Annotated in this window: 21 protein-coding genes; 13 read left to right on the forward strand and 8 right to left on the reverse strand. The window is 71.5% G+C overall.

Annotated elements, in window-relative coordinates:
• Nucleotides 1-29 precede the first annotated feature (29 nt).
• From hypE to IF88_RS0122185, 4 genes are all read left to right on the forward strand, one after another.
• Entirely contained in the window at nt 30-1,019 is a 990-nt protein-coding gene (gene hypE, locus IF88_RS0122170; RefSeq protein ID WP_199808116.1) for a hydrogenase expression/formation protein HypE, read from the forward strand.
• Nucleotides 1,020-1,343: 324 nt separating this feature from the next.
• The gene (locus IF88_RS0122175; RefSeq protein ID WP_158754505.1) at nt 1,344-1,583 is read left to right on the forward strand and encodes a hypothetical protein; all 240 of its coding nucleotides are present in this window, start codon (nt 1,344-1,346) and stop codon (nt 1,581-1,583) included.
• A 17-nt stretch (nt 1,584-1,600) separates the two neighbouring features.
• Nucleotides 1,601-1,792 (forward strand): S26 family signal peptidase, encoded by a 192-nt coding sequence (locus IF88_RS0122180; protein ID WP_158754506.1) that lies wholly within the window; start codon nt 1,601-1,603, stop codon nt 1,790-1,792.
• Nucleotides 1,793-1,947: 155 nt separating this feature from the next.
• On the forward strand, nt 1,948-2,451 hold the full coding sequence (locus tag IF88_RS0122185; RefSeq protein ID WP_030715142.1) for a hypothetical protein: 504 nt from the start codon (nt 1,948-1,950) through the stop codon (nt 2,449-2,451).
• A gap of 16 nt (nt 2,452-2,467) precedes the next feature.
• Here IF88_RS0122185 and IF88_RS0122190 read toward each other — a convergent pair whose 3' ends face one another.
• Nucleotides 2,468-3,061 (reverse strand): TetR/AcrR family transcriptional regulator, encoded by a 594-nt coding sequence (locus IF88_RS0122190; RefSeq protein ID WP_030715144.1) that lies wholly within the window; start codon nt 3,059-3,061, stop codon nt 2,468-2,470.
• Between the two features lie 143 nt (nt 3,062-3,204).
• Between IF88_RS0122190 and IF88_RS0122195 the strand changes: the two genes are divergently transcribed.
• The gene (locus IF88_RS0122195; RefSeq protein ID WP_030715147.1) at nt 3,205-4,038 is read left to right on the forward strand and encodes a class I SAM-dependent methyltransferase; all 834 of its coding nucleotides are present in this window, start codon (nt 3,205-3,207) and stop codon (nt 4,036-4,038) included.
• A gap of 84 nt (nt 4,039-4,122) precedes the next feature.
• On the opposite strand, the gene IF88_RS46635 is transcribed toward IF88_RS0122195, so the two are convergent.
• Nucleotides 4,123-4,290, reverse strand: coding sequence for a hypothetical protein (locus tag IF88_RS46635; protein ID WP_158754508.1), 168 nt, complete (start codon nt 4,288-4,290; stop codon nt 4,123-4,125).
• A 295-nt stretch (nt 4,291-4,585) separates the two neighbouring features.
• On the opposite strand from IF88_RS46635, the gene IF88_RS0122200 reads away from it, so the two are divergent.
• Entirely contained in the window at nt 4,586-9,205 is a 4,620-nt protein-coding gene (locus IF88_RS0122200; RefSeq protein ID WP_030715150.1) for a HEAT repeat domain-containing protein, read from the forward strand.
• A 490-nt stretch (nt 9,206-9,695) separates the two neighbouring features.
• Here IF88_RS0122200 and IF88_RS0122205 read toward each other — a convergent pair whose 3' ends face one another.
• Nucleotides 9,696-10,433, reverse strand: coding sequence for a TetR/AcrR family transcriptional regulator (locus IF88_RS0122205; protein ID WP_234323644.1), 738 nt, complete (start codon nt 10,431-10,433; stop codon nt 9,696-9,698).
• Between the two features lie 141 nt (nt 10,434-10,574).
• Between IF88_RS0122205 and IF88_RS0122210 the strand changes: the two genes are divergently transcribed.
• A complete protein-coding gene (locus tag IF88_RS0122210) occupies nt 10,575-11,546 on the forward strand; it encodes a daunorubicin resistance protein DrrA family ABC transporter ATP-binding protein (protein ID WP_037806673.1) in 972 nt (323 codons plus the stop codon).
• Entirely contained in the window at nt 11,543-12,328 is a 786-nt protein-coding gene (locus tag IF88_RS0122215) for an ABC transporter permease (protein ID WP_030715158.1), read from the forward strand. The genes IF88_RS0122210 and IF88_RS0122215 overlap by 4 nt, the downstream gene beginning before the upstream one ends.
• Before the next feature lie 90 nt (nt 12,329-12,418).
• Here the strand turns inward: IF88_RS0122215 and IF88_RS0122220 are convergent, their stop codons facing one another.
• Complete coding sequence (locus tag IF88_RS0122220; protein WP_030715162.1) at nt 12,419-13,588, reverse strand: magnesium and cobalt transport protein CorA; 1,170 nt, start codon at nt 13,586-13,588, stop codon at nt 12,419-12,421.
• Nucleotides 13,589-13,751: 163 nt separating this feature from the next.
• Between IF88_RS0122220 and IF88_RS0122225 the strand changes: the two genes are divergently transcribed.
• The 4 genes from IF88_RS0122225 (at nt 13,752) to IF88_RS0122235 (ending at nt 17,397) form a co-directional block, all read left to right on the forward strand.
• A complete protein-coding gene (locus tag IF88_RS0122225; protein WP_078893045.1) occupies nt 13,752-14,897 on the forward strand; it encodes a winged helix DNA-binding domain-containing protein in 1,146 nt (381 codons plus the stop codon).
• A 65-nt stretch (nt 14,898-14,962) separates the two neighbouring features.
• Nucleotides 14,963-15,178, forward strand: a complete 216-nt coding sequence (locus IF88_RS48035; protein WP_234323645.1) for a hypothetical protein — start codon at nt 14,963-14,965, stop codon at nt 15,176-15,178.
• Nucleotides 15,179-15,251: 73 nt separating this feature from the next.
• Nucleotides 15,252-15,554, forward strand: coding sequence for a hypothetical protein (locus IF88_RS48040; protein ID WP_234323646.1), 303 nt, complete (start codon nt 15,252-15,254; stop codon nt 15,552-15,554).
• Between the two features lie 151 nt (nt 15,555-15,705).
• Entirely contained in the window at nt 15,706-17,397 is a 1,692-nt protein-coding gene (locus IF88_RS0122235; protein WP_030715173.1) for an AMP-binding protein, read from the forward strand.
• Between the two features lie 133 nt (nt 17,398-17,530).
• On the opposite strand, the gene IF88_RS0122240 is transcribed toward IF88_RS0122235, so the two are convergent.
• Nucleotides 17,531-18,019 (reverse strand): glutathione peroxidase, encoded by a 489-nt coding sequence (locus IF88_RS0122240; RefSeq protein WP_030715176.1) that lies wholly within the window; start codon nt 18,017-18,019, stop codon nt 17,531-17,533.
• Nucleotides 18,020-18,112: 93 nt separating this feature from the next.
• Nucleotides 18,113-19,039, reverse strand: a complete 927-nt coding sequence (locus IF88_RS0122245; protein ID WP_030715179.1) for a hypothetical protein — start codon at nt 19,037-19,039, stop codon at nt 18,113-18,115.
• A 266-nt stretch (nt 19,040-19,305) separates the two neighbouring features.
• Between IF88_RS0122245 and gcl the strand changes: the two genes are divergently transcribed.
• Nucleotides 19,306-21,093 carry a glyoxylate carboligase gene (gcl, locus tag IF88_RS0122250; protein WP_078893046.1) on the forward strand — a complete coding sequence of 596 codons (1,788 nt, stop codon included), beginning with the start codon at nt 19,306-19,308 and terminating at the stop codon, nt 21,091-21,093.
• A gap of 83 nt (nt 21,094-21,176) precedes the next feature.
• Here gcl and IF88_RS0122255 read toward each other — a convergent pair whose 3' ends face one another.
• Complete coding sequence (locus IF88_RS0122255; RefSeq protein WP_078893047.1) at nt 21,177-21,434, reverse strand: TetR family transcriptional regulator C-terminal domain-containing protein; 258 nt, start codon at nt 21,432-21,434, stop codon at nt 21,177-21,179.
• A gap of 726 nt (nt 21,435-22,160) precedes the next feature.
• Nucleotides 22,161-23,618, reverse strand: a complete 1,458-nt coding sequence (locus IF88_RS0122260; protein WP_030715187.1) for a catalase — start codon at nt 23,616-23,618, stop codon at nt 22,161-22,163.
• Nucleotides 23,619-23,728 lie beyond the last annotated feature (110 nt).

Consider the following 23,728-nt stretch of genomic DNA (forward strand, 5'->3'; position numbering starts at 1 on the left):
CCCCGCTGCGCGACCACCCCCGCGTGGTGATGGGCCACGGCGGCGGGGGAGCGCTCTCCGCCGAACTGGTCCAGCACCTCTTCGCCCCCGCCTTCGGCGGCGAAGCGCTGGCCCAGCTCGGGGACTCCGCGGCGGTCTCCCTCGGCGGAGTCCGACTGGCCTTCTCCACCGACTCGTACGTGGTGCGGCCGCTCTTCTTCCCCGGCGGCACCATCGGCGACCTCGCGGTCAACGGCACGGTGAACGACCTGGCCATGAGCGGTGCCCGGGCGGCCTACCTCTCCTGCGGGTTCATCCTGGAGGAGGGCGTCGAGATGTCCGCGGTGGCGCGCGTGGCCGAGGCCATGGGCGCCGCCGCGCGGGCCGCGGGCGTGGAGGTGGTCACGGGCGACACCAAGGTGGTCGAAGTGGGCCACGGGGACGGCGTGTACATCAACACCGCGGGCATCGGGATCATCCCGGACGGGGTGGACCTGCGCCCGCAGCGCGTGGTGCCCGGCGACGTCGTCATCGTCAGCGGCGAGATCGGCCTCCACGGGGTGGCGATCATGAGCGTCCGCGAGGGGCTGGAATTCGGCGTGGACATCGAGAGCGACTGCGCGGCCCTGGGCGGCCTCGTGCAGAGCATGCTCGCCGTCACCCCGGACCTGCACGTCCTGCGCGACCCCACCCGCGGCGGCCTGGCGGCCTCGCTCAACGAGATCGCGGCCGCCTCGGGCACCGGCGTCGTGATCAACGAGAGCCGTGTCCCCGTCCCGCCGGCCGTCGCGAACGCCTGCTCGATCCTCGGCCTCGACCCGCTCTACGTGGCCAACGAGGGCAAGCTGGTCGCCTTCGTCCCCCGTGAACACGCCGACGCCGTCCTCGACGCCATGCGCGCGCACCCCTTGGGCCGGCACGCCACGGTGATCGGCGAGGCCGTCGACGCGCACCCCGGCATGGTCGTCTCCCGGACCGCCCTCGGCGGCACCCGCGTGGTCGACCTCCCGCTCGGGGAGCAGCTGCCGCGCATCTGCTAGCGCCGGCCGCAGCCCTCAGCGTACGAAGAAGCCCCTGGTGGGGCGGGTTTCTCGAGGGAGAATCCCGGCTCCGCCAGGGGCTTCTCGCGCGACGCCGCACGAGGGACGCCGAGCGCGTGAGAGCAACCGCTGCGGAGCGGTTGCTCTCGCCCGGTCCGCCTTCCGTGCGCGGCGGCCGGCCGGAAGACTCGGCACCGGGAACAAGGCCGGCCCGCCTTCCCGCACACCGACCGAGTGATCCTCCTCGACCTCAGAAACGAGGCTTGCCGTGTTCTTCGTCTTCTTCGGCCTGATCTGGGACTGACCGGGGTCGTGCACCTCGTCATGACCCTCGTGCTCCTGTCGGCGCCGCCGGACCGTCCCGTCCGGCGCGTCGACCGCCACTTCGTCACCGATGTCATCCGGGCCACCGCGGTCCCCGCCGACCGGCTGGAGCACTTGTACGCCGGCTCCGCCGAAGGGCGCCTGGACAGCGCCCTGTTCTTCCTGGCCGCCGGCGCGGAGGAAGCCGCTTCGGCCGGCGAGCGGATCGTCCGCAGAGCCCTCGCCGTGGCGCCCACCTGATCAAGCGGGTGCTCGCCGTGCCCGGCGACCCCGTGCCGAGGGGCCTCGTCCCCGCCCCGGCCGGTGTACCGGAGCGGTACGTGCCCCCCGGCCGGCTCGTGCTCGTCGGCGACCGCCCCGGACACAGCCTGGACTCCCGGCAGTTGGGTCACTTCCCGGCCTCGGCCGTCCTGGGCCGGCTCCTGCGAGACCTCTGGCGCCGTCCCTGACCGCGCGTGCGCCTCGGGTCCTTCCCGTACGCCGAACCAGGGCGGCCAGGAGAACGCCGCCTCTGCCTGATCCCGTATCGTGCCGAACTCCCCTTACCCTGCCCTGCGTACCGTCGCTGTCCGCTGACGGCGATCGACGAAACGGAGAACCGGCCGTGACCGGGATGGAAAGCCTCGCCTCGTTCACGGCGACCGGACGCCTGCACGGGATCGGCATCGGGTCCACCCTCGGCGAGGTCGACCAGGCCTTCCCCCACGGCTTCGTCGACATCGTCGACGGTGGCGGGAAGTCGCTGCGCCGCGACTACGGATTCGTCGAGTTCTACTTCAACCCCGGCGAGGAGTGGGTGATGTCCGGCGGGTCGCTCGAGCTCCACCGCCTGGCCTCCGGCCACGACAGGGCGAGGACGTGGGCCCGGGCGACGGGCGTGACGTTCCCGCGCTACGCGGCCTGGGCGGACCTGCGGGAGGCGCTCGCGGGCGTCCCCGGAGCCCCGGCGTTCGAGGTCACCGACCAGGGCGGCTTCCTCGAATACCGGGCGGCGGCGTCCCACGTCTCCGTCATCGTCGTGGACGACGCCGAGGAGGAGCGGGGCTGCCACGTGGGGCACGGGGACGTGTGGAGCATCGGCCTGTGGGCGCCCGTACGGGCGAACTGACGGCCTGCCCGGCTCGCTACTGCCGTGCGCCGGCGCCGGCGACGACCGAGCTCACGACCTTGCGGACGTCGGCGACCTCGGGCGCGACGCCCCCGCGGCCCGCGAACAGCAGGTGGCCGGATCCGATCAGGGTCAGGGCGATCGTGTCGACGTCGGCGTCGGCCACGAGGCGGCCCCGCTCGCGCTCGGCGGCTAGGTACGAGGAGATCATCGCGGTGGCCTCGGCCAGGACCGGGACCCCCGTGGAGCCCGCCTGATGCAGCCGGGCGCGCAGCTCGTCCCGAGCGGTGACGAGGCCGACGATCGCCACCGCGACCGACTCGAACAGGTCCGTCAGAGCGGCGGTGAGGTTGTCCACGACCGTGCCCGTCCCGGCCGAGGCGGACAGGGCGGCGGCCTGGGCCCGGATCCGGCCGATGCGGTCCAGGACGAGCTCGGCCAGGAAGGCGTCGAAGTCGGCGAAGTGCCGGTGCAGGACGCCCTTGGCGCAGCCCGCCTCGGCGGTGACCGCCCGGCTGGTCAGCGCGTTCGGCCCGGACCGGAGCAGTACGCGCTCGGCTGCGTCGAACAGCTGCCGGGACACGTCGCGGATCGCCACCCCCGTCGGCATGCGGGCCTCCCTCACCATCCTCGTGGACGCGTACACGGTACCCGCACCGGTCCGCCGCGGGTTCGTTCCGTCGGGGTGTCTTCGAAGACGTCGTGGTGCAGGCGGAGTTGACGAGTGGGCGATCGCCCATGCAGAGTGGGCGCATGCCCACTGACCCGCACGGTGAAGTGCATCTGCAACGAGAGCTCGCGGAGTCCTTCGGCGCGGACGCCGAACGCTACGACAGGGCCCGGCCCCGGTACCCCGAAGCCATGATGGAGCGGATCGTCGGCGGTGGTCCCGGTGGTCCCGGTGGTCCCGGCGGTCCGGGCGCGCGCGTGCTCGACGTCGGCTCCGGAACCGGGATCGCCGCCCGGCAGTTCCAGGCGCTCGGCTGCCGGGTGTCCGCCGTCGAGCCCGACCTGCGACTCGCCGAACTGGCCCGCCGGTCGGGCCTCGTTGTGGAGGTGGCCACGTTCGAGGAATGGGACCCGGCCGGCCGTCAGTACGACGCGGTGGTGGCCGCGCAGGCCTGGCACTGGGTCGACCCGGTCGCGGGCGCGGCCAAGGCCGCCCGGATCCTGCGCCCCGGCGGCCGGCTGGCGGTCTTCTGGAACGTCTTCCACTTCCCGGCGGCGGTGGCGGACGCGATCGCCCAGGTCTGTCGGCGGGTGATGCCCGACGTGCCGTTCGACATCGGCGCGGTCCTGACCGGAGCCATGGACGGGTACCGGGCCTTCTTCGACAAGGCCTCCGACGGGATCCGGGGGTCCGGCGGCTTCGCGGAGCCGGAGCAGTGGTGCTTCGACTGGGAGTGGACCTACACCCGAGACGCCTGGCTGGACCAGATGCCCACGTTGGGCGCCTTCACCCGGCTCCCCCCGGACAAGAGGGCCGAGGTGCTCGACGGCACCGGTACCGCCATTGACGCGGTGGGCGGCAGCTTCACGATGCACTACACCACGGTGGCGATCTCAGCGGTACGCACCGATGCCTGACGCCTGACGCCTGACGCCTGACGCCTGACGCCCCAAGACCGCGGCCGCGCCGGGCTGAGGGGGAGGCCCGGCGCGGCCGTGTGATCACTTGGAGCCGCTCCGCTTGACTTCATCGCGCACCGCGCGAACGGAACGAATCGCTGTGATCATCTTCTGGGACAGCGCCGGGACCTGGTCGAAAAGATGTCCCACGACGGCAACACCTCCCGCGACCGAGGTGACGGCAACGGTCACCCAACCTGCCAGTTCCATAGAGCGCCTTTCGAAAGAGGGTGATGCGCGGACCGGGGAGGCCCCCCGGGCCCCCCTCGCCTCTGCGGCGTCCTCCTTGCTCCGGCCCTCCGCAACCCCTCGCGCTCGAACGGCAACTACGCAACCAGCGGTCTGAGTTGAGCGTACCGACCACCGGCGCCGCATGTCTTCAGGACCGGGGGGATCACGGCCCCTCCTTCCCCCCGCCGTGGGCGGGGACGGTCCCCACGGGGCGGGCGTCGTATCGGGCGAATCCTGCTGGTGGGGCGGGGAACGCCCCGGTTAGCATCCGACGATGACGACGCCCACGGACCAGCCCTTCGACGATGCGGTGCGTCGAGCCGACGTCGGCTGGTTGTCCGGCCATCTCGACGCGCGGCTCTGCCCGCCGGCCGTCTTCGGGCGGCTCATCCGGCACGAGGATCCCCGGCTGCGGTACCTGGGGTTGGTCCTGCTCGACGAGCGCGTGACCTCGGGCCGGACGGGCGACGCCTCCGAGGCGGCCGAACTCGCGAGGCTGCTGCCGATGTCGGTGGAGGGATCGCCGGAGTCACTGCTCGTCCTGGCGCGGCTCCATGAACGACTGGGGCCGTACGTCCCGGGCTCCCGCCGCCCTTCGTGGCGTACGGTCGATCTGCCGGTCCGCGTACGGATCGCCTGGCTGCGCGCCGAGCTGATGAACGAGCCGACGGTGATCCGGAAGGAGCCGCCGGGCGAGCTGCTGTACCAGGCCGTGCGGCAGGCGACCGTCACGTGCGCGCACCGCCCCGCACAACTCGTCAACGATCTGATGGACAGCGGTGACCCGGTGTTGCAGGCCGAAGCCCTGCGGCTGGCCCGGGAGGGGCTGCACGCCGGTCTGCTGGCTCCCGCACTGGTACGCGGACACGTGATACGCCTGCTCGGCGCCAGCGGCGGGGACGTGGTCGCCGCCGCACTGGGTGAACTCGCCGAACCGTGGATGGCGTTGGAATCCCTGCCGCCGGGACTCCTGACCCCCTTCCTCACCGCCGAGTCGGTGATCGCACGGCCGGACGCGGCCGGTGCCGCGCTCACGGCCGCCGCCCATCACGGGCACGGCGGTCTGCTGCGGCAGGTCATCGACGACCCGGACCTGCCGCCCGGTCTTCGCCGGCGCGGGATGGAACTGCTCGGTGACCTGGCGGACCGCGGCGACATCGGCGCACTGACGGCCATCGCCGCACGGGACCCCTTGCTGTTCGGCGGGCCGGCGGTGAGGTGCCTGCGAGGGCTCCACCGGCGCGGGCACTTCCCCGAAGGTCCGCACGTCCCGTCGATCATCGGCCTGGCACTGGCCGACCACACGATCGCTGCCCACGAGATCGCGACGATCCTGTTCACCTGCCGACAGGTGATGCTCCGTGAACTGGTGGACGTGGCCGCCGACGATCCGAGCTGGCCGCGCCGGCTCGCCCTGCTGGTCGCCCTGTCCGCGCAGGGGGCGGGGGAGCTCCCCATCGGGGACGCGATCACCCGGGTTCTGCCGTCGGCGCCCGTGCCGGGGCCGTTCCTCGCCGCGATCCGCGCGCTGCGCCACGCGGACGCCGAAGACGCGGTGCTCGCCCTCCTGCCCTCGGCGCCCACAGCGGCCTTGGACGCGCTGGAGGCCATCGGCGGGCACCGGACGGTGACCGTGCTGAGGGAAGGGCTCGGCGTCGCGGCCCACCCCGACGCGGAGGAGGGCGCGGGCGTGATCGCGCCGCATCTGCGCGCCGTGCGCAACTGCGCCCTCGAGGTGCTGTGGCACCTGACCGACGACCCGTCAGAGCGGCGCGCCCTCCTCGTCCGCCTCGACCCCGCCGACCTGCCCGCCCGCATCGCGGCGGATCTCGGCGGTCCGGACGAGCAGGAACTGGCTCTCCTCAGTTCCCACCTCGACCCGGACCAGCCGGAGGCGGCCCTGTGCAGGCTGGCCGCCCACGGCAGCGCCGCCACGCTGCCGGCCATCGCCGACCTGCTCCTGCGCGTCGTCGCCGAGCTGGCGGCGTCCTCGGAATCGGGAACGGGCCCCACGGCCCCCGCGAACGGACAGCCGGCCGGGGAGCCCGTGGTGCCCCAGGAGGTCCTGGACGCCGTACACGGCCTGGGCCGTCGTCTCCACGAGCGGGGCCGCATCAGGCCGGCCTGCCTGCTCGACGCGGCGACCGCACGAGAGGCCGGACACGCACTCGTCGCGTCCCTGGCGCTGGACCTGCTGGACCGGCCCGGACTGTCCGGCGGCGAGCAGGCGATCCTGCTCGAACTCCTGCTCCGCGCCCCCAGCCCGAGCACCCGTGCGCGGACACACCGGCTGCTGCGCCACCGCGACCGGCACGTGCGCAAGCACGTGATCGCGTTGCTCGCACGCGACACCACAGGGGACGACGCGCAGGCGTTGTCGGCGACCCTGATCGCGCTGACCGCCGCGCAGGACGTCCAGACCGTTCGGCAGGCCCTGCTCGCTCTCGGTCACGCGCGGGCCCGCTGGGCCTCCGCCGCGATCGCCGCGTGCCTCGGCCACCCGAACATGAACATCAAGAAGACCGCGGCCGAGGTCCTGGTCCGCGCGGGCACGCCCACGGCCGTACCGGCACTGCTCCATTGGCTCGGCCATCACGACAACCCGGGCCTGCGCGCCGGGCTCATCGAGGCGCTGCGCGCCATCCTCGGCGACGCGTACCGGGCGACCGTCCTCGCCGCCGCCGAACACAGCGAAGACGGCCGCGCCCGCGAACTGCTGCTGGAAGGCCTCGACCGCACCCTGCCGGCGAGCTCGGTCCTCGCGCTGCACCACCAGGCATCACGGGTCGCGCCCACCCTGCTCGCCCTGGTGGCGGCCGGCCGGGTCGGCCTCGCTTCCGGAACGATCGAGGACCTGTCGACGGCCATGGCCACGTACGGGATCACCATGCCCACCGCGCCGCGGTCGGCGGGCGGGACCGCAGCCGCGGACCTCGACGTCAGTTCGCTGACGACCGGGGGCTGGAACCCGTCGGCCGCGCTGCGCATCGCCGAACGGCACGAGCTGCCGTGCCCCAGCCGACTGCGAGCGCTACGGCCCATGCTGGCGGACTGGCTCCGCCTCGCCGCCTCCGAACCCGCCGCCCGGGGCCGCGTACTGCGGCTCACGCTCCGGCTCTGCCCCGCACCGTGGACGACCGAGGAACTGACGGCCTTCTCCCGGTCCACCACGGTCCTCCTCGACGGGCTCGCCGAGGCCTCGGCCGAAGACCGGCACGACCTCATCGCCGTACTCGAAGCGGTCGCACCGACCCTGTCGGCGTTCGAGAAGTCGACCGCCGCCGACGCCGTACGCGCGCTGCCCTCCGTACCCGCAGGAAACCGGTCCACACTGCCGCTGCTCCGCGGCCTCGGCGCCGTGCTCGTCCGCGCCGACCTCGATCGGGCACTCGCCTCGGCCCGGTTGGACGCCGACCCCCGGCAGGCGGAGACCGCCGTGCTACGGGACGCGTTCGCGGTCCGGCAGTCCCCCGCGGCCGCGCGCCCGGACGAGGAGTGGCGAACGGCACTGGCCGCCGCAGCCCGCACACCGAGCACCCTCCAGGCGTTCCGCCGCCACCCCCACCCCCCCGGATCCAGGGACCAGCTGACCGCGTTGATCGACGTCCACACCTCGGCCGGCTCCGAGGTACGCGCCGCCCTCATCGACTGGATGACGGACCTCCAGCCCCTCGACGCACCACCCTGGACCATCACCGAGACCACGCACGCGCCGGCGCCACGGCCGCGGACCGTGCACGTCGACGACCTCGACCAGCCCCGCTCCACCGCCCTGCGGGAGCGCCTGCTGGCCATGCTTCGGTCCGACGCCCCCGACCGCTGGCGCACTGCGGCCCTGGCGCTCCTGGAGTGGCCCGAGCCCGAGGCTGGGCTCCCCGTCCTCCGAGCGTTTCTGCACGGCCACATCGACGTACCGGTCAGTGCCGACCTGGCCCGCACCCTCAGCGCCATCGGCGAGACGGAACTCCGCGCGGACGGCGTCCTGCACGACCGGGTGGCCCTCGTGGCAGAGCGCCTCGCCCCGTGCGACCTGGGGCCCCTGGTCCCGCTCCTGCTGGAATGGTGGGAACACGACCCGCCGGCCGTCAGCTCCGCGGCCGCGCAGGCGCTGCGCCGTGTCCCCGCCGACGTCCTGGCGGAACGCCTCACCGGCCGCCTCGACACCGGCGCCCGGGGCTTCCTCGACCTGCTCTCCGGACGTCCCCTGCTGCGCACCCCCACACTGACGCGGATCGGCCGGCGCCTGCGCGCGGAGGGACGCGACGACCTCGCGGACCGCCTCCTCCTCGTGGACGGTCCACTGCGCCACCCGGACGACTCCGCCCGGCAGGACGCCGCCGCCCTGACAGCCCTCCGCGAGCGCACCCCACCGGAACCCACCCGGCCCCCGTCCCGCCAGGACCTGTTGACCCTGGCCCGCACCGGCGACCCGGCCCGCATCCACCAGGCACTCACACAACTCACCGAGGCACACCCCGGCCCGGCCACAGACCAGGACCCCGAGCTACGCGACCTGATCAGCGAGTTGCTGCACCACCCCAAGCCGGGGATCCGCCTGCGCGCCCACCGCACCTCGCGCGCCCTGCTGGACCGCCCGACCTACCTGCACCACACGTCGCTCCTGCTGGCCGACCCCCAGCCGGACCTCGTCCGCACGGCGATCCGCACCCTCACCCACGCCCCCTGGCCACCCGCCATCCCCGCGATGACCGCCCTGCTGGAGCACCCCCACCCCACCATCCGCAAAACCGCGACCGAAGCCCTCATCACCCTCGGCAAAGAGGCCGTCCCCGCCCTCAAACACGCCGCCACCCACACCCGCCCCGACAAACGCCCCCTCTACACGGACCTCCTCAACCACATCACGCACACCTCGGCCCCCGATCCCGAGTAGCGCCCGGGTCACAGGCCGCGGGCCCGGCGCGAGGTCCGAGGCGCTGCCTGCGGCCTGGTCCGTGAGGCCGCTTCCAGTTCCGCGGATGCGCGGACCACGGCCGCCCTGCCGGCCGGTTCCGAACCCTCCACGGCGATCCGGGTCCGCCGCGTGTGCTCCTCTTCCGTCCTCGCGGCGGTGCGGTGACCGATCCGCGCGGACCAGCGCGAAGGCGGCTCCGACGGTCAGGCCGCGGGACTGGACGCCGAGGCCGCCGCCCACATCGAGACGCTCATCACCCACCCGGCAACCCCTGCCCCGCGCCGCCTGAGACTGCAACAACTACTGGCCTGGCTCAACGCCGCCGGGGCAGGGCCGTAGGTCGAAAGTGGGCCTCCAGGAGGCCCGCCGGAAAGCGGCAGGGCCGGTTCGGGCGACCCGGTCCCGTACTGGTCGCTGGTCGGTGACTCTGCCGTCCGCACGTGGCGGACCGTGCGCCGCACCGACAGGTCTAGTCGGCTGAGCGCGGTCCGCTGTCCTCGGGAGTCGTCGCGAACCGGGCTTCGATTCCGTCCAGGATCATCGACAGCCCGCTCTCGAACCGTTCGTCGGCGTCACCGATCTCAGACTCGTGCGTCATCTTGCTCAGGTACGGGAACTCACCGGTCTCGAGCAAGGACATCAGATACGGCTTCATGCGCAGACGCCAGGCGTGGCGGTCGACGCCGGACTGGTACGTGGCCGCCTGCTGGGCCAACTCGGCCTGCACGGCACCGCTGACCCAGGAAAGAATCAGGTTGAGCACGTCGAGCGTCTCGTCCATGTCGAGGCCGCAGCTGCCGAGCAGGGCGAGATCGCGTTCCATGCCGCGCAGGAAGTTGGGGCCCATGATCGGGCGGGTGGCGAGGAGCGGAGCGAGCCAGGGGTGCCGCAGGAAGATCTGCCGGCGGCGGCGTGCCAGGGTCGTCAGGTCGGCGCGGAGATTTCCGGTCGGCTCCTGAGGCTCGAAGCCCGTCGCGTTGTCGATCATCACCGCGTACAGGTCTTCCTTGGTGGGCAGGTACCGGTACAGGGTCATCGTGCCGGTGCCGAGCTCCTTGGCGATGTTCCGCACCGACGCGGCGTCGATGCCTTCGGAGTCCGCGATCTTGATGGCCACCGCGGCGATCTCCCCACGGCTGTGCGTCGGGACCGGGCCCCGCGCGGGCCTCTCCGGCCGCATCCAGATGATTGGTTTCGGGTCCGACATGGCCGTGATCCTACCGCCGTCTCCGACCATTTGCGTGCGGTGTACCCACTGGCAAGGCAACTGCGTACACCGTCCTTGCGTAGGGCGTACCCCGTGGGCTAACGTGAAACCGCGTACACCGCACCCAGTGAGGGGATGGTCATGGAAAACGCGATCATGCATACGAAGGACTTACGGAAACACTTCGGCGATGTCGCCGCGCTGAACGGCCTGGACCTGGTGGTGCCGCCGCACGTCGTCTACGGCCTCCTCGGCCCGAACGGTGCGGGCAAGAGCACCACCTTGAAGATCCTGAGCACGCTGACGAGGCCCAGCGGCGGTCAGGCCGTGGTCGGCGGATTCGACGTGGCCCGGGATCCGGGCGAAGTGCGAAAGGTGATCGGGCTGGCCGGCCAGGACGCCACGCTCGACGACAAACTGACGGCCCGGGAGAACCTGCGGATCTTCGGCCGCCTGTCGCGGCTGGGCGCGCGTGGGGCCCGGCGACGCGCGGACGAACTGCTCGAACGGTTCAGCCTCGACCACGCCGGAAATCGGCTGGTCGGCACCTATTCCGGCGGAATGCGCCGCCGGCTGGACCTGATCGCCAGCCTGTTGCGCGCTCCCAAGGTGCTCTTCCTCGACGAGCCCACCACAGGGCTCGACGTCCGGAGCCGCATGGAGATCTGGGACACCGTCCGCGAACTGGTCGCCGAGGGCGCCACGGTCCTGCTCACCACCCAGTATCTGGAGGAGGTGGACCAACTCGCCTCGACCGTGGGCGTGATCGACCACGGCCAACTCATCGCCGAAGGCAGCCCGGCCCAACTCAAGTCTCGGATCGGCAGCCACATCGACGTCGTGGTGGAATCCTCGGACCATTTGGCGAGTGCCGTGTCGGTCTTGGAGAGCCTCACCGGGCGGCGTCCGGAGGTGGACGGATCACGCATCACTGTCGCCGCGGTGGACGCGGTGCCGTCCCTGCCGCAGATCGTGCGTGAACTCGACGCGTCCGGCGCCGCGATCCGCGACGTCGGGATTCGCCAGCCGAGCCTTGATGACGTATTCCTCTCCCTGACCGGCAAGACCGTCGACTCCGAGAAGTCGCTCGAAGTGCAGGAGGCGGTGGCGTGAACGTCCTCATCGACGGCTGGACCCTGACCCGGCGAAAGCTTCTGCGGTTGCGCCACGAACCCGGAACCCTGCTCACCATCATGCTGATGCCGACCGTGTTCGTGGTGTTGTTCGGATTCGTGTTCGGCAGTGCGATCGGGATTCCGGGCTCAGGGAACTACCGCGAGTACATGATGCCGGGGATGTTCGTGCTGGGCACCGGAACCGCGCTGTCCTCGGCCATGGTGGACGTCGCGATGGACCAGTCGCGCGGGGTGATGGACCGCCTCCGCTCGATGCCGACCAACCGTGTGTCCGTGCCGCTCGGCCAGAGCGGCGCGGAGGCGCTCATCGGCGTGTACGGACTCGTGGTCATGATGGTGTACGGGCTGATCGTCGGCTGGCGGGCACACAGCGGCATCGCGCAGACGGCGGCCGGCATCGGCCTGCTCCTGCTGCTCCGCTACACGCTGGCGTGGGTCGGTACCTACCTCGGACTGGCGATCCGCAACGCGTCCACCGCGGCCAACCTGGCACCGTTGACGCTGCCGCTCACCATGGTGTCCAACGCGTTCGTGCCCACCGACGGGATGCCGACCTGGCTGCGGGTGATCTGTGAGTGGAACCCGCTCAGCGCGCTGGCCACGGCGACCCGGACGCTGTTCGGCAATCCCGGTACGCCCGGCCCGGACGCGGCATGGCCGCTGACCCATCCGGTGGCCGCGACCCTGCTGTGGGCCGGCCTGCTGTTGGTCATCTTCGTACCGCTCTCGGCGCGCCGCTTCGCCCGAGCGGGACTGTAGAACCCGTCCCCGGCCAGGCCGGCAACGGCTCACCAAGCTCAGCATTGAGTCAACAGCGGATCACACTTCTCGCCGTTGTCCACTCGATGCCTACAGCCAGTCGCGTTTCTTGAAGATGACGTACAGGCTGACGCAGACCACCGCCATCAGCAGGATTGCGAAGGGGTAGCCGCCTGCCCACTTCAGCTCGGGCATGTCCTCGAAGTTCATGCCGTAGATGGTTCCCACGAGTGTGGGTGCAAAGAGGATGGCGGCCCACGAGGAGATCTTCTTGATCTCCTCGTTCTGTTCGAAGCCGGCTTCGGCCAGGGCGCGCATTTCGGCGTTCTGTTGTTGGGAGACCAGGGTGGCGTTGACCGTCAGGATTTCGGTGAGGGCCTGGCGGAAGCCGTCGACGCGTTCGCTGGTGTGCGTGACGTGGTCGGCCACGTCGCGGAGGTAGCGCTGGAGTTCCTCGTCCGTGCCGTACTTCGCGAAGCCGGCCATCAGGCCGTGGAGCATGCCCACCAGGGGGCGGGTGGCGCGTTGGAACTCGACCATCTCGCGGGAGAGTTCGTAGATGCGGCGGGAGACCGCCGGGTCGCCGCGGAAGACCTCCGTCTCGATCTCGTCGATGTCGGTCTGGACGCCCTCGACGACCGGTGCGTAACCGTCCACCACCGCGTCGAGGATGGCGTACAGGGCGGCCTCGGGGCCGAGTGAGAGGAGGTCCGGGTTCTCCTCCATGCGGTGGCGGACGGACGAGAGGTCCGGGGCTCCGCCGTGGCGGACCGTGATCAGGAAGTCCGGGCCGACGAAGATGTGGAGCTCGCTGAAGTCGACCTCCTCCTGGACGTCGAGGTAGCGGGCGGCGCGCAGGACGACGAAGAGGGTGTCGCCGTAGCGCTCCAGCTTGGGGCGCTGGTGAGCCTCAAGGGCGTCCTCGATCGCGAGTTCGTGGAGGTTGAACTCGGCTGCGAGAGAGTGCAGTTCGGGCTCGGTGGGCCGGTGCAGGCCGATCCAGGCCATCCCGTCGGGCTGCTCGTGCAGCTGCCGGAAGGTGTCGGCCAGGGTGGTGGGGGAGGCTACCCGGCGGCCGTCGCGGTAGACGGCCGAGTCGATCACACTGCGGTGGTTCGGGGGTGTGGCGGCCGGCGGTTCGGGCTGCGGGGCGTCCGGTGGTCCCGCCGGGGGCGTGGCGGCCGGGCCGGGGCCGCGCCGCCAGGGCGGGCGCTTCGCGCCGGGCGGCGGCGGGGTACGGCGGTCTGGGCGCTCCGACATCGCAGGTCAGCTCCCGGTTGAGGTGCGTTCGTCGCGGGTGTTCGTCGCGGGTGTTCGTCGTGGGTCATGGCCAAGGGCAGCGTATCGGGGGGAAAGGGTGTGGCGTGCGCAAGGAATGGAGTTGCGGACCGAAGCTGTCCGCAAGGAGGGCTAGCTTGTTGTCATGGCCTCCACGACGACGCATCCCGTACTCGGCACCCGCGCTCTGAACCGTGCCACGCTCGCCCGCCAGCTGCTGCTCAGCCGCGCCGAGATGTCCGCGGAGGGCGCCGTCACCCACCTGCTCGGACTCCAGGCGCAGAACGTCAAGCCGCCCTACTTCCAGCTCCACGCCCGGCTCGCCGGCTTCCGGCCCGCCGAGCTCGCCGGGCTCATGGAGTCCCGCGAGGTGGTCCGGATGGTCACCATGCGCTCCACCATCCACACCCACACCGCGCACGACGCCCTGACCCTGCGGCCCCTCGTCCAGCCCGCCCGCGACCGCGAGGTCACCTACTTCCGGAAAGGGCTCGTGGGCGTGGACCTGGACCGGCTCGCCGACCGGGCCCGCGCCTTCGTCGAGAGCGCGCCGCGCACCATGGCCGAGATCCGCGAGGAGCTGCTCCGCGAGTGGCCCGGGGCCGACCCGCAGTCGCTGTCCGTCGCCGCCCGCTGCCGGCTGCCGCTGGTCCAGGTCACCCCGCGCGGCGTGTGGGGGAGCAGCGGGCAGGTCCGGCTCACCACCGTCGAGAACTGGCTCGGGCGGACCGCTGGGGCGGCGCAGCCCGTGGATGACGTCGTCCTGCGCTACCTCGCCGCCTTCGGGCCCGCCTCCGTCAAGGACATGCAGGTCTGGGCCGGGCTCACCCGGTTGCGCGAGGCCTTTGAGCGGCTGCGGCCGGGCCTGGCGGTCTTCCGGGACGAGAACGGCGTCGAGCTCTTCGACCTGCCCGACGCGCCCCGCCCCGACCCGGACACCCCGGCGCCGCCGCGCTTCCTCCCGGAGTTCGACAACCTGCTCCTCTCGCACGCCGACCGCACCCGCGTGGTCGCGCCCGAGATCAAGGGCCGTACCTGGAGCGGGAACCAGGCCCACTGCACCCTGCTCGTCGACGGGTTCGTCGCCGGGCTGTGGAAGCTGGAGGGGGCGGTGCTCACCGTAGAGCTGTTCGACAGGGTCTCGAAGACGCAGAAGGAGGAGATCGTCGCCGAGGGGGAGCGGATGATCGCCGGCATGACAGGTGAGGAGAAGGACGGGGACGCGGGCGGGGGCGGGGGCGCGGACGCGGGCGGGGCTTCCGTGCGCTTCGGGACGGCGTACCGGAGCTGAACCCGGTAACCGGGCCTGCCTTCAAAGGAGTTGTGCGGCACGCGCGCCGGCCGCATGATCCCGGGATGGACGACATGCCGAGCCGGATCCCGCATTTCCTGCCGGCCCTGCGCGCCGGGGCACGCCGCGCGGGCTTCTCCCTCTCCTGCGAGGAGCGCACCGGCAACCTGCTGGCCCTTCTCGCGGCCACTCGCCCCGCCGGCCGCATCCTCGAACTCGGCACGGGAGTGGGCGAGGGCACCGCCTGGCTCCTCAGCGGGATGGACAGCGCATCCGCCTGATCACCGTCGAACTGGACGAGGGCGTGCAGAACATCGCCCGCGAGCAGTTCCGTTCCGACCGCGGGTGACCTTCGTGGCAGCGGACGGCGGCACGTGGCTGGAGGAATACCACGGAGATCCCTTCGACCTGGTCTTCGCGGACACCTGGCCGGGCAAGTTCACCCACCTGGAACGGGCCTTGGCGCTCGTGGCCCCCGGCGGTACGTACCTGATCGACGACCTCCTTCCGCAGCCCGGCCGGCCGCAGGGCCACGGCGCCTCCGTCGAACGCCTGCCGGCGGAGATCGAAGACCGCGGGGACTTCCGTACCCTCCGCATGGACTGGTCGAGCGGCCTGCTCATGGCCGTGCGAACGGCTCCGGCCGAGAGGCAGTGATCCGGCCGGGAGGCGGTGATCCGGCCGGGAGCCGGTGATCCGGCCGGGAGGGCGGTGATCCGGCCGGCGGTGGCCGGATCCTCGCCCACGCTCAACTCGCTCCGGGCGTCGCACTGGTGGTCCGTACGGCGGACGCGGCACGATACCTGCCATGACGACCGAAAGTACGCAGAACAGCGCCACCGCCCAGTTCCTCGCCGCGCGGGACTTCCTGCTGGAGCGCCGCGGTGACTACGAGGCCGCCCACAGCGGATTCACCTGGCCCCGCCCCCACCGCTTCAACTGGGCGCTGGACTGGTTCGACCACATCGCCGCAGGGAACGGCGCCGACGCCCTGCGCATCTTCGAGGAGGACGGCACCAGCGAGGCGCTCACCTTCGCCGAGCTGGCCGCACGCTCCGGCGCGGCCGCCAACTGGCTGCGCGAGCAGGGCGTCGCGCCCGGCGACCGGATCCTCGTCATGCTCGGCAACCAGCGCGAGCTGTGGGAGGTGATGCTCGGCGCGATGAAACTGCGCGCCGTCGTCATCCCCGCGACCCCCCTGCTCGGCCCGGCCGACCTGCGCGACCGCGTCGAGCGCGGCCGGGTACGCCACGTCATCGCGCGCGCCGAGGACACGGCCAAGTTCGACGAGGTGCCGGGCGGCTACACCCGGATCGCCGCCGGACGGCAGATCCCGGCAGGCTGGCGGCGGCTCGCGGACATGCAGGGCGCGGACACCGCCTTCACGCCCGAAGGGGAGACGCTCGCGACCGACCCGCTGATGCTGTACTTCACCTCCGGCACCACCGACCGCCCCAAGCTCGTCGAGCACACGCACGCCTCGTACCCCATCGGGCACCTCTCCACCATGTACTGGCTCGGGCTGCGCCCCGGCGACGTGCACCTCAACATCGCCTCGCCCGGCTGGGCCAAGCACGCCTGGTCCAACCTCTTCGCCCCGTGGAACGCCGGCGCCACCGTCTTCGTCCACAACTACACCCGCTTCGACCCCGAGCGGCTGATGGCCGAGATGGACCGGCACGGCGTGACCACCTTCTGTGCCCCGCCCACCGTGTGGCGGATGCTGATCCAGTCCGACCTCACCCGGCTGGCCAGGCCCCCGCGCGAGGCCGTCGCCGCCGGTGAGCCGCTCAACCCGGAGGTCATCGACAAGGTCCGCGAGGCCTGGGGAGTCACCATCCGTGACGGTTTCGGCCAGACCGAGACCACCCTCCAGGTCGGCAACTTCCCCGGGGTGCCGGTCAAGCCCGGCTCCATGGGCCGCCCGGCGCCCGGCTACGAGATCGTGCTGCTGGACCCCGTCACCGGAAAGGAGTCCCCGGACGAGGGCGAGCTCTGCGTGAACCTGGGCGCCCGGCCCGCCGGGGTGACCACCGGCTACCACGACGACCCGGAGCGCACCGCCGAGGCCATGGCGGACGGGCTCTACCGCACCGGCGACATCGCCGCGCGCGACGCCGACGGGTACCTCACCTACGTCGGGCGCTCCGACGACGTCTTCAAGGCCTCCGACTACAAGATCAGCCCGTTCGAGCTGGAGAGCGCCCTGCTGGAGCACGAGGCGGTCGCCGAGGCCGCCGTCGTCCCGGCCCCCGACGAGCTGCGGCTGGCGGTCCCGAAGGCGTACGTCAGCCTCGCGGCCGGCTGGGAGCCCGGGCCGGAGACGGCCCGCGTGCTGTTCGAGCACTCCCGCGCGGTGCTGTCCCCGTACAAGAGGATCCGCCGCATCGAGTTCGGCGAGCTCCCGAAGACCGTGTCCGGCAAGATCCGCCGGGTGGAGCTGCGCGAGCTGACCGCGGCCGGCTCGACGGGGGAGTACGACGAGGCCGACCTGCGCTGAGCCGAGCCGCTACGGGCCCTCCCGTACGGGCCCTCCGGTACGGGCCCTCCGGTACGGGCCCTCCGGTACGGGTCCTTCCGTACCGGAGGGCCCGTACCGGAAGCCGCGTCCGTACGGGAACGCGGCCGCGCCCTTACGCCGGGAGGTGCGCCTCGATCGCGGCGACGACCTCGGGGGCCTCGGGCTCGGTACGCGGACGGAAGCGCGCGACGACCTCACCGGCGGGGGAGATCAGGAACTTCTCGAAGTTCCACTGGATGTCCCCCGCCTCGCCCTCCGCGTCCGGGGTCTTCACCAGCTCCCGGTACAGCGGGTGCCGGTTCCCGCCGTTGACCTCGGACTTCTCCAGGATCGGGAAGGTGACGCCGAAACCGGCCGCGCAGAAGGTCTGGATGTCCTCGGCGTTGCCGGGCTCCTGCTCGCCGAACTGGTTGCAGGGCACGCCGATGACCGTGAAGCCCTTCTCCTCGTACTTGAACTGCAGACGTGCCAGTCCCGAGTACTGCGGGGTGAGCCCGCACTGCGAGGCCGTGTTCACCAGGAGGATCGCCTTGCCCTTGTGCGCCGCGAGGCTCGTGGGCTCGTCGGACAGGGTGGTCAGCGGGATGTCGTACAGGCTCATCGGGCTCTCCTCGGCAGGCGTAAGGATGTAAGCAAGTAACGCCCACGAGCTTAAGCGCCCCTCCCGCGGATCACGCCGACGCCCGGACGGGGCCTACGCCCCCGATCGGACCAGTTCGTCCGCCGGGTCGTTGACCGGCTGCGGCATCCCGGTGAGGTCCATGACGAACAGCGGTATCCCGAGATCGTCCGCGCGGGTGCGGGCGTCCTCCGTGTACCCGGCGAGGGTGAAGTAGACGCTGGTCGCGGAAGCGGTGAGGCCGTTCAGCCAGACGCACTCCACCGCCCGCAGCCCGGCCGGCGCGGTGGTCGGGTCCACCTGGGCGACCAGCCCCGGAGCTCGCAGGTCCACGGCCGCGGAGGGGATCGGGCGCGCGTCGGGCTGCCGTACGTCCTGGAAACCGAGCCAGCGCAGGTACAGCGCGGCCGTGGCCACCGCGTCGCGGGCCGTACGGATGGTCACCGGCCGGAAGGCGGGCCGCGGGAGCGGAGCGGCCGGCGGCAGCGGCAGTGGCACGTGGCCGGGCTGCCCGTCGGCGGGGCCGCCTGCCGACCCTGCTCCGCGCGGATCGGGCCCCGCGTGGCGAGGATCCGGCCGGGGGCCGGACCGGCGGCGGCCCGGGCCGCCGAGGCCGGGGCCCGAGCCGTGCCCCGTACCCGCGCCGTCCCTCCGTACCCCGCCGCCGGCCTGCCCCGGCCCGGGCTCGACACCTGCACCGGCCCCGCCCCCGGCCGCGTCGCCGGAGTCGACCCCCTCCAACGGGTGCACCGGGATCCGCACCACCGTCCCGCACGATCCGCAGCCCAGCTCGGGCTGCGGCCACTCGCTCTCCCGCCCGCAGGCCGTGCACCGCACCGCCACCCAGCTGTCCGACCAGGTGCGGTGCGTCAGCGGCACCGGCGGCGAGGCCAGGTCCAGCGGGGGATTGACCGGGCTTCCGCAGGCGCAGGGGAAGACCGGTGCGGTGTAGCCGTTGTCGCGCAGGCACGCCGGGCAGCGCACCGGTACCGCTTCCGCCATGAGACCTGGACCCCCTCGTCGCTGTGCGTAGGTCCATGCTCCACCACCGGCGACCGCGGGGGCGAGAGTGCACGCCATTTCCGGGGGATTCGGGTCGCCGGCTCGGTCATTTGTACAACTCACCGAGCAAGACGCGGCTTTTGGTGGGTTCCGGGGTCCGCTACCGCCTTGACGTCGGCGGAGCCGCCCCCTTAGCTTGTTCCGTATAGCAGAACAAAACTTCCGGATGACGGAAAAGCCTGACCGCCAGACCCGCAGGAGAACTGATGCCTCGTATGACAGCCGCCGCCGCTGCAGTTGAGATCCTCAAGCTCGAGGGTGTCGAACAAGCGTTCGGCGTGCCCGGTGCTGCGATCAACCCGTTCTACCGCGAGCTCAAGAACGTGGGCGGGATCGCGCACACGCTGGCCCGCCACGTCGAGGGCGCCTCGCACATGGCCGAGGGCTACACGCGGGCCAAGGCGGGCAACATCGGTGTCTGCATCGGTACCTCGGGCCCGGCCGGCACCGACATGATCACCGGCCTGTACTCCGCGATCGCCGACTCGATCCCGATCCTGTGCATCACCGGTCAGGCTCCGGTCTCGAAGCTCCACAAGGAGGACTTCCAGGCCGTCGACATCGCCTCGATCGCCAAGCCCGTCACCAAGAAGGCCACGACCGTCCTGGAGGCCGCGCAGGTTCCCGGCGTGTTCCAGGAGGCCTTCCACCTGATGCGCTCCGGCCGCCCCGGCCCGGTCCTGATCGACCTGCCGATCGACGTCCAGCTGACCGAGATCGAGTTCGACCCCGAGACCTACACGCCGCTGCCGGTCTACAAGCCGCAGGCCAGCCGCGCCCAGGCCGCCAAGGCCCTGCAATTCCTGCTGGAGTCGGAGCGCCCGCTGATCGTCGCCGGTGGCGGCATCATCAACGCCGACGCCTCCGACCTGCTGGTCGAGTTTGCCGAGCTGACCGGCGTCCCGGTCATCTCCACCCTGATGGGCTGGGGCACCATCCCGGACGACCACGAGCTGGCCGCCGGCATGGTCGGTGTGCAGACCGCCCACCGCTACGGCAACGCGACGTTCCTGGAGTCGGACTTCGTCTTCGGCATCGGCAACCGCTGGGCCAACCGTCACACCGGTTACAACCTCGACGCGTACACCAAGGGCCGCAAGTTCGTCCACGTCGACATCGAGCCCACCCAGCTCGGCAAGATCTTCGCCCCGGACTTCGGCATCGCCTCCGACGCCAAGGTCGCGCTGGAGCTCTTCATCGAGATCGCCAAGGAGCTCAAGGCCGAGGGCAAGCTGCCGGACTTCTCCGCCTGGGCCGCCTCGGCGCAGGAGCGCAAGGCCACCCTGCAGCGCCGTACGCACTTCGACAACATCCCCCTGAAGCCGCAGCGCGTCTACGAGGAGATGAACAAGGTCTTCGGCCCGGAGACCCGCTACGTCACCACCATCGGTCTCTCCCAGATCGCGGCCGCGCAGTTCCTGCACGTCTACCGTCCGCGCCACTGGATCAACTGCGGCCAGGCCGGCCCGCTCGGCTGGACCATCCCGGCCGCCATCGGTGCCGCCACCGCGGACCCGCAGACCCCGATCGTCGCGCTCTCGGGCGACTACGACTTTCAGTTCATGATCGAGGAGCTCGCGGTCGCCGCGCAGCACAAGGTCCCCTACGTCCACGTCCTCGTGAACAACGCCTACCTGGGCCTGATCCGTCAGGCGCAGGGCGGCCTGGGCATCAACTTCGAGGTCAACCTCGAGTTCGAGAACATCAACACCCCCGAGCTGGGTGTCTACGGTGTCGACCACGTCAAGGTCGCCGAGGGCCTGGGCGTCAAGGCCATCCGCGTCACCGACCCGGACAAGCTGGGCGAGGCCTTCGAGGAGGCCAAGAAGCTGGCCCAGGAGTTCCAGGTCCCGGTCGTCGTCGAGGCGATCCTGGAGCGCGTCACCAACATCGCGATGAGCAAGACGGTCGACATGAGCGACGTCACCGAGTTCGAGGAGCTCGCGACCGAGCCGGGCCACGCCCCGACCGCGATCAAGGCCCTCAAGGTCTGATCGGCGAGTCAGGCAGTACACGGCGACCCCCGCCCCTCCGTCAGGAGGAGCGGGGGTCGTTCCGCGTCCGGGGGCCAGGGCCCCTACGCGGGGACGGGCCCGAGCTCCACGTCCACCGCGCCGGTCAGCAGCGCGCGGGCCCGTTCCAGGGACAGGGAGCCGCTCAGCCGGCGCTCGCTGAGACCCTCCACCAGGGCGGTCAGCCGCTCCGCGGCGTCCAGCGGCGTGACGTGCGCACCGCCGAGGCCGGCCGCCCGGGCGTCCGAGATGGCCTCCGCCGTGTCCTGGGACCAGGAGCGGGTGGACTCGGCCAGGGTGGTGCGCAGGTCGGTGTCGAAGATGGCGTGGCTCCGAGGTGGGGCTGCCGGCCTTCGACACCCGGCCCATGTGGGAACACGCCATCAGCGCCAACGGCCTCGCCCACGCGCTCTTCATGATCGTGCCATACCGCACCGGCACCGAGGGCCGCTCCTCTTTCCTACGGCTCCTCCTTCATCTCCGACCCCTACGGCCGGGTCGTGTTGCGCGCACCCCGCGACCGGCCCGCGGTCCTCGTCGCCGACCTCGACCTCGACCACGACCAGCACCGCGTCTGGCTGGAGTTCGGCCTGCTGCAGACCCGTCGTCCCGAGCTGTACGGCCGGCTCACCGAGCCCGCGGACAGCGGCCGGAACGGGGGGACGACAAAGCGCCGAGTCACGGGACCGTCCGTGACTCGGCGCTCTGGTTGTTACCGCCCGACGGTGCGAGGCTGGCGCGACAGGACGTTCGCACCGCCGGGCGGAGTCGGTTGGGGAGGTGTGTTCCTGCCCGTGCAGGGGGCTCTGTGCGTAGCCCCTGTACGGAGAGGATCGGCTGGGACCGTGGCGGTCGGCGACGAGAACTCCGGCTTCGTCTCCCTCAGGTCAAGAGACGGGCCTCGGAACCCATTACCACCGCACTGGCTCGCACGCCCGCCACGGTCCTCGTCCTGCCCTCGCCGCGTACCACCCCTCATCCGGGTCCACGGGTCGGGCTCAGCACCCGGGGCCTGACCTCCCGTCAGGCCCCCGGTACAGCTGTGCGGCTCAGGCGTCGCGCAGGGCGCGCACGGCCTCCTCGACGCGACGGCCGTAGTCGGCGTCCGCGGCGTGGAAGTGAGCCAGGTTCTTCTCGATGACGTCCTCGAGGGTGACCTGAGACAGGCCGCCGGCGATGTTCGCCACCAGACGCTGCTTCTCGGCCTCCGACATCAGGCGGTAGAGCTCACCGGCCTGGAAGAAGTCGTCGTCCTTGGTGTGGGCCGGGGCCTCGTGGGTGCCCGTGTAGCCGGAGACGGCCTTCGGGGCGCCGAGCGCCAGGCCGGTCTCGGCCGGACCCTGGTACGAGTTGGGCTCGTAGTTCTTGTCGTGGCGCGAGCCGTTGCGCAGCGCCATGACGCCGTCGCGGCCGTAGTTGTCGGCCTTCGTCGCCTTCGGGGCGTTGACCGGCAGCTGGGTGTGGTTCACACCGAGGCGGTAGCGCTGGGCGTCGGCGTACGCGAAGAGACGGCCCTGGAGCATCTTGTCCGGCGAAGCGGTGATGCCCGGGACGAAGTTGTTCGGGGAGAAGGCGGCCTGCTCGACCTCGGCGAAGACGTTGTCCGGGTTGCGGTCGAGGACCAGGCGGCCCACGCGCTGCAGCGGGTAGTCGCTGTGCGGCCACACCTTGGTGAGGTCGAAGGGGTTGAAGCGGTAGTCCGCGGCCTCGGCGGCGGGCATGATCTGGACGTAGAGGGTCCAGCTCGGGTTCACGCCGCGCTCGATGGCCTGGAGCAGGTCGGTCTGGTGCGAGTTGGCGTCGCTGCCGACGACCTCGGCGGCCTGCTCGGAGGACAGGCAGCGGATGCCCTGGTTCGTCTTGAAGTGGTACTTGACGAAGAAGGCCTCGCCCGACTCGTTCGTCCACTGGTAGGTGTGGGAGCCGTAGCCGTTCATGTGACGGTACGACGCCGGGATGCCGCGGTCACCCATCAGCCAGGTGATCTGGTGCGTCGCCTCGGGGGCGTGCGCCCAGAAGTCCCAGACGTTGTCCGGCTCCTGCTTGCCCGTGAAGGGGTCGCGCTTCTGGGAGTGGATGAAGTCGGGGAACTTGATCGGGTCCTTGATGAAGAACACCGGGGTGTTGTTGCCGACGAGGTCGTAGTTGCCCTCTTCGGTGTAGAACTTCAGCGCGAAGCCGCGCGGGTCGCGGACCGCGTCCGCGCCGCCGAGCGAGTCGGCGACGGTGGAGAACCGCAGGAAGGTCTCGGTCTTCTTGCCGACCGTGTTCAGGAACGCGGCGCTGGTGTACGCGGTGACGTCGTCCGTCACCTCGAAGTAGCCGTACGCGGCGGAGCCGCGGGCGTGCACCACGCGCTCCGGGATGCGCTCACGGTTGAAGCGGGCAAGCTTCTCGAGGAGCTGCTGGTCCTGGACCAGGAGCGGGCCACCGACGCCGGCGGTGGCGGAGTTCTGATTGTCGGCGACCGGGGCGCCGGACTCGGTCGTCAGCGTGCGCTTCGACATGGTGACCTTCCGTACGGGTAACTGCTGACGGAAAGCGTCTTCCGTCATGCGGAACAGCCTAATTTCGGCGGCAACTAAACGTCAACAGTTTGTTGAACGAAGTTGAAAAG

The organism is Streptomyces sp. NRRL F-2580, assembly GCF_000720115.1.
Classification (GTDB): domain Bacteria; phylum Actinomycetota; class Actinomycetes; order Streptomycetales; family Streptomycetaceae; genus Streptomyces.

Bases quoted from the DNA above. Each gene is read 5' to 3' on its own strand.
- IF88_RS0122200 (WP_030715150.1), top strand. From the start codon at position 4,586: ATGACGACGCCCACGGACCAGCCCTTCGACGATGCGGTGCGTCGAGCC.
- gcl (WP_078893046.1), top strand. From the start codon at position 19,306: ATGCCTCGTATGACAGCCGCCGCCGCTGCAGTTGAGATCCTCAAGCTC.
- IF88_RS0122240 (WP_030715176.1), bottom strand. From the start codon at position 18,019: ATGAGCCTGTACGACATCCCGCTGACCACCCTGTCCGACGAGCCCACG.
- IF88_RS48035 (WP_234323645.1), top strand. From the start codon at position 14,963: ATGGACGACATGCCGAGCCGGATCCCGCATTTCCTGCCGGCCCTGCGC.
- IF88_RS0122210 (WP_037806673.1), top strand. From the start codon at position 10,575: ATGGAAAACGCGATCATGCATACGAAGGACTTACGGAAACACTTCGGC.
- IF88_RS0122190 (WP_030715144.1), bottom strand. From the start codon at position 3,061: ATGCCGACGGGGGTGGCGATCCGCGACGTGTCCCGGCAGCTGTTCGAC.
- IF88_RS46635 (WP_158754508.1), bottom strand. From the start codon at position 4,290: ATGGAACTGGCAGGTTGGGTGACCGTTGCCGTCACCTCGGTCGCGGGA.
- IF88_RS0122235 (WP_030715173.1), top strand. From the start codon at position 15,706: ATGACGACCGAAAGTACGCAGAACAGCGCCACCGCCCAGTTCCTCGCC.
- IF88_RS0122260 (WP_030715187.1), bottom strand. From the start codon at position 23,618: ATGTCGAAGCGCACGCTGACGACCGAGTCCGGCGCCCCGGTCGCCGAC.
- IF88_RS0122205 (WP_234323644.1), bottom strand. From the start codon at position 10,433: ATGTCGGACCCGAAACCAATCATCTGGATGCGGCCGGAGAGGCCCGCG.
- hypE (WP_199808116.1), top strand. From the start codon at position 30: ATGGGCCACGGCGGCGGGGGAGCGCTCTCCGCCGAACTGGTCCAGCAC.
- IF88_RS0122225 (WP_078893045.1), top strand. From the start codon at position 13,752: ATGGCCTCCACGACGACGCATCCCGTACTCGGCACCCGCGCTCTGAAC.
- IF88_RS0122220 (WP_030715162.1), bottom strand. From the start codon at position 13,588: ATGTCGGAGCGCCCAGACCGCCGTACCCCGCCGCCGCCCGGCGCGAAG.
- IF88_RS0122245 (WP_030715179.1), bottom strand. From the start codon at position 19,039: ATGGCGGAAGCGGTACCGGTGCGCTGCCCGGCGTGCCTGCGCGACAAC.
- IF88_RS0122175 (WP_158754505.1), top strand. From the start codon at position 1,344: ATGACCCTCGTGCTCCTGTCGGCGCCGCCGGACCGTCCCGTCCGGCGC.
- IF88_RS0122195 (WP_030715147.1), top strand. From the start codon at position 3,205: ATGCCCACTGACCCGCACGGTGAAGTGCATCTGCAACGAGAGCTCGCG.